The 4,727-nt window shown below is 69.3% G+C and carries 6 protein-coding genes; 3 read left to right on the forward strand and 3 right to left on the reverse strand.

The features are described from left to right. Positions 1 to 80 precede the first annotated feature (80 nt). Entirely contained in the window at positions 81 to 1,211 is a 1,131-nt protein-coding gene (locus AB0J09_RS56520; RefSeq protein ID WP_360710904.1) for a winged helix DNA-binding domain-containing protein, read from the forward strand. Between the two features lie 499 nt (positions 1,212 to 1,710). Here AB0J09_RS56520 and AB0J09_RS56525 read toward each other — a convergent pair whose 3' ends face one another. After that, positions 1,711 to 2,790, reverse strand: coding sequence for a Gfo/Idh/MocA family oxidoreductase (locus AB0J09_RS56525; protein ID WP_360710907.1), 1,080 nt, complete (start codon positions 2,788 to 2,790; stop codon positions 1,711 to 1,713). A 117-nt stretch (positions 2,791 to 2,907) separates the two neighbouring features. Between AB0J09_RS56525 and AB0J09_RS56530 the strand changes: the two genes are divergently transcribed. Together AB0J09_RS56530 and AB0J09_RS56535 are read left to right on the forward strand one after the other, a co-directional pair. Continuing rightward, positions 2,908 to 3,486, forward strand: a complete 579-nt coding sequence (locus AB0J09_RS56530; protein WP_360710910.1) for a TetR/AcrR family transcriptional regulator — start codon at positions 2,908 to 2,910, stop codon at positions 3,484 to 3,486. A gap of 12 nt (positions 3,487 to 3,498) precedes the next feature. Continuing rightward, a complete protein-coding gene (locus AB0J09_RS56535; RefSeq protein WP_360710913.1) occupies positions 3,499 to 3,762 on the forward strand; it encodes a hypothetical protein in 264 nt (87 codons plus the stop codon). A gap of 95 nt (positions 3,763 to 3,857) precedes the next feature. Here the strand turns inward: AB0J09_RS56535 and AB0J09_RS56540 are convergent, their stop codons facing one another. Further along, entirely contained in the window at positions 3,858 to 4,184 is a 327-nt protein-coding gene (locus AB0J09_RS56540; RefSeq protein WP_360710919.1) for a Tn3 family transposase, read from the reverse strand. Further along, a complete protein-coding gene (locus AB0J09_RS56545) occupies positions 4,091 to 4,636 on the reverse strand; it encodes a Tn3 family transposase (RefSeq protein WP_360710916.1) in 546 nt (181 codons plus the stop codon). The genes AB0J09_RS56540 and AB0J09_RS56545 overlap by 94 nt, the downstream gene beginning before the upstream one ends. Positions 4,637 to 4,727 lie beyond the last annotated feature (91 nt).

Below are 4,727 nucleotides of genomic sequence, written 5' to 3' on the forward strand. Positions count from 1 at the left end.
AAGACGACGATCAAGACAGGCCGGGGGGGCGGCCGCCCCCCCCCCCCCACCCCCGGGTTTGAACTTTCGGGAGTACCGCCATGCAGACCCTGACCCGCCACGCCCTCAACCGCGCCACCCTCGATCGGCAGTTGCTCCTGCACCGCGCCGACCTCACCCCGCTGCAGGCCATCGAACATCTGGTGGGCCTGCAGGCGCAGACCCCGCACACCTGGTACGTGGGACTGTGGAGCCGGCTCACCGGGTGCCGGCCCGAGGACGTCGCGGCGCTGCTCACCCAGCGCCGGGCGGTGCGGATCGCCCTCATGCGCTCGACGATCCACCTCGTCAGCACGGCCGACGCGCTCGCATTGCGCCCGCTCGTGCAGCCGGTGCTGGACCGCGACCTGTTCGCCAACCACACGCACGGCCGGTCGATGCGCGGGCTGGACACCGACGAGGTGGTGGCGGGCCGGGAGCTGCTCGACGAGCGGCCCTGTACTCCGGGCGAGCTCGGCCGGCTGCTGGCCCAGCGGTGGCCGGACCGCACCCCGGCGAGCCTGGACTACGCGGTGCGCAACCTGCTGCCGGTCGTCCAGACCCCGCCGCGCGGGGTGTGGGGCGCCGGCGGCCGGACCGTCCACGCGCCGCTCGAGTCGTGGGCAGGCGCGCCGCTGCGCACTGACCACACGATCGACCAGATGGTCCTGCGCTACCTGGCCGCGTTCGGCCCGGCGACCGTACGCGACGTGCAGACCTGGTGCGGTCTGACCCGGCTGGCGGAGGTGCTCGACCGGCTCCGGCCCCGCCTGGCCACGTTCCGCGACGAGAACGGCGCGGAACTGTTCGACCCGCCCGACGCGCCCCGGCCCGATCCGCAGGTCAGTGCGCCCGCCCGGTTCCTGTACGACTTCGACAACCTGCTGCTGTCACACCACGACCGCTCCAGGGTGATCACCGACGGCCTCCGCCGGCAGAACTTCAAACCGCACGGCCCCGTCCCTCGCCTGGTGCTCCTCGACGGCTTCACGGCAGCGACCTGGACGTTCGCCACCGCAGACGGCACGGCGACACTGACCGTGCACCCGTTCGCACCGCTGTCCGCGCCCGACCGCGACGCGTTGACCGTCGAGGGCGGCGGCCTGCTGGACTTCCTCGCTGCCAAAGCGTCACACGAGATCCGCTTCACCGCCCCAGGTCACCGCCACCACAGCGATCCCAGCAACCGGTAGCCAGAGGAGTCCTCGCTGCCGCGGAGCTTGCCCCTCAATGCCAGGGCTCTTGCTCCGCCGCGTTCAGGACACATCGCAAGGGTGTTCGGTGGCTGGCCCTCAAACCATAAAGGTGTTTCATAGGCGTTCGCTTATGAAACAGAGGACACCAAACATCCGCCCCCTACCGGGGTGTCTGTACGGAGAACTCGTTGCCGTCGGGGTCGAGCGTCAGCGCCCAGCCGCCGTCGCCCTTGCCGGTGGTCGGTGCGCGTCGCGCCGAGTGAGATCAGGCGGTGGTCGACCTCCGCTTCCTAGCCGGCGTCGGTGGGGAGCGCCAGCGAGGATCTCGGCGCGGCTGACGGTGGAAAGTGTCGAGCGGATGCCTGCCGCTGCGAGCCTTGGACGGTGTCGAGACGAAAGAACACGTCGTCGCGGGTAACTTCGCACATGTGGTCGTAGCGCTTCGACCACTCCGGCAGCACGGACCGGAATCGACCGATTCCACCCCGTATGCCATTTACGAGATTCCCCGGGCGACTCCATCGGCTGCGGACCGTTCGATGGCGGCGAGGAGCCGGTGGTGGCGCAGGGCGGTCTCGAAACTGGGGTGCGGCTGCCGGGCTTCGGCGATGGCCTGAGCGACCTCCTGGTAGAGGGCCGCGATGTGGGCCGGCGGGCCGGACCGGACGCAGGCAGGGACAGTGCTATAGGTGTCGGGCACGGCTAGGACCTCGTCTCCGATCTTGATGTCCCAGTCGCCCCAGTGGATGAACGTCCCGGGCTGGGCCGGGGTGGCGGTCAACGTTCCGTCGCTGCCGACGAGCTTGAGAAAGAATCCACCCTGGGCGGGCCCGTTGCCGCCGTGCACGGCGACGGAGGCGGTGGCGCCGTTCGTCAGCAGTCCGTGCAGCAGCACGTGGCTGGGCGTGGCGTTGGGCGCGGTCCGCTCCGTCCCGTCGACCAGTACGCGGTCGTGCGTGCGGGGCAGTCGTGCCGAGACCTCGGCCAGCGGGCCCGCGACCCGTTCGAGTGCGGCCAGGAAGTGGCCGGCCATGATGGTCAGGATGTTGGTTCCCTCTGAGGGGTCGAGGCCGAACACTAGGTTCGGCCAGATTCGACTGCCGCCCCAGGGTGCGCCATCCGCCACCAGCGCGATCGATTCGAGCGTGCCGATCCGGCCTTCGGCCAGGAGGTCGGCGGCAAAGCGGGCGCTCGGGGAGTGGTGGCCCTGGAGAACGACCGCGTGGACGACGGCTGCGGCGGTGGCGGCCTCGGTCAGCTCGCGCGCTTCGTCGGCGTCGACGCCCAGCGGCCACTCGGACACGATGTGCTTGCCGGCCTTGAGTGCGGCCCTGATCACGGCGGCATGCCCGGAGGCCTTCACCGAGACGACGACCAGGTCGACATCGGGGTGCGCGGCGAGCTCGCCTGCGTCGGCGAAGGCGTGCCGTACGCCATGGGCGGCGGCCGCCCGGTCCGCGCTGGCCTGATTGGTGGTCGCGACCGCGGTCACCTCGAACTCCCCAAGCGCGGCGAGTGCGGGTAGGTGCGAGCCGTCCGCCCAACCGCTGGCCCCGACAACTCCAATTCGGATCATGTGCGTCAACCCCTTAGTTATGTACCTTTCGGTATGAAACTAGAGTAGTGCGACGCTTTCACGCAAGAGGTAACGTACCGAGAGGTATAAAACCTGGGAGAGAGCACGGAGGACGGCATGCCCGGCGGACGCCCACGCTCGTTCGACGCAGACACCGCACTAGACCGCGCGCTAGAGGTGTTCTGGCGGCATGGCTACGAAGGCACCTCGCTGACCGACCTGATCGCCGCGATGGGCATCAACAAGCCCAGCCTCTATGCCGCCTTCGGCAACAAGGAGGAACTGTTCGCCAAGGTCCTCACCCGCTACCTCGACGGCCCCGGCGCCTACACTGCCAACGCGCTGGACGCGCCCACCGGCCGCGAGGTCGTCGAGCAGCTGATCCACGGAGCCGTGGACCTGACCGCGGGCGAGAACACGCCCCATGGCTGCCTGTGCGTCAACAGCGTGCACGCCTGCGGACCCGACGCACACGCCGTACGCCAGGACGCCATCGCGGTGCGCAAAGCCGGTGAGGCAGCACTGCGCAGGCGGCTGGAGCAAGCCACCGATCTGCCCTCCCGCTACGAACCGGCCGCCCTGGCCGCACTCGTCCACACGATCTCGGACGGCATCGCCGTCCAGGCGGCAGCCGGCCGCAGCCACGACGAACTGCGGCAGATCGGCGATTTGGCGCTGCGCGCCCTGCTGGACTGAAAGCCTGCAGACTTGGGCACCCTCGCCGCCGGCGACCACATCCGATTCGTGTGCGGCCGCGACGGTGCGCTCACCCGCGTCAAACGCGTCACCCGCTACACCTCCTTCGAGGAGATGCTCGACGCCGAAGGTCCCGAACGGGTGAATCCGACCAGCCCCCGCGAACAGCACCTCGCCAACATCCGCCGCATCTACGGCCCCGAAAAGGAGGCCGTCGGCGTGCTGGCCATCGAGATCGAACTCGCCGTGCCTGCCCCGCCCGCGCCGAGCCCATAACCCACGCGCCGCCAACCCACCGGGCCCCGCCCTCACCCGGCTTGTCTGGGGTGGACGGGGCCCTCGCCTTTTCTCAGGGGCCCCAATTCACGGGGTCAACCCGCAGCTGGACGGGCCGAAGCGGTCGCCATCCGCTGGTGTCGAGCTTGGCCAGTTCCGCTTCGACGTCCACGTTGATGACGCCGAAGAAGTTGATGTTGTCGCTGTGCCCAGGCGAGATGTGCGACAGGATCTCGTCGCTCACCTCCCGGCCCTGGGAACGGCAGCTCCAGCACCGCTCTAGAATAATATTCGTTCGTCCACGCGATCACGGAGTTGGTCAGCAGGGTCAGGCGCCACGCCTGCTCGGTCTGCTGCTCCAGGTGCGGGCGGGTGATCGTGTCCTGCTGGGCGTAGTGCAGGTCGCGGCGCAGCGCGTGCAGGCTCTCTCTCCCTTGTTCAGTTGTCGCGAGATCTTCCTTCTGAAGGCTGGGTCCGACAGGTATTTGGCCAGGTGGACGGTCCTGCGCAGCATGCCCCATTCCTTCAGGGCAGCGGCCAGGGTGTTCTGCCGCGAGGCGGCCGACCACTTGCCGACGATCAGCGAGGCGGTGGCCTGCCCGTATTTCAGTGACCCGGCCATCCGCAGCAGGTCCGGCCAGCAGCCGGCGATGAGGTCCTCGTTCCAGCGCGCGCCCAGCAGCGGCCCGGCGTGCGGGTAGCGCTTGGCGATCTCGGTCGGGGTGTCGTCGCGGACCAGGGTGACCCGGGTCAGGTCCCGCAAGCGTGGGGTGAGCGCCTTGCCGACCAGGTCGAACAACGCAAAGTTGATGAGCGTGGCTCCGTGACTGTCGGTCGCATGCTCGGCGATCGGAAGGTCGGTCGCGTTGCCCACCGCACGTACCACTCCATCGTCCAGGCGCTGCCGGCCGAGCTGGAGGCAGGCCGCTGACCGGTCATAGGTCGCGTAGCACCGTCAACGGCGG

This window comes from Nonomuraea sp. NPDC049784 (assembly GCF_040659615.1).
In the GTDB taxonomy this organism is placed as follows: Bacteria; Actinomycetota; Actinomycetes; order Streptosporangiales; family Streptosporangiaceae; genus Nonomuraea.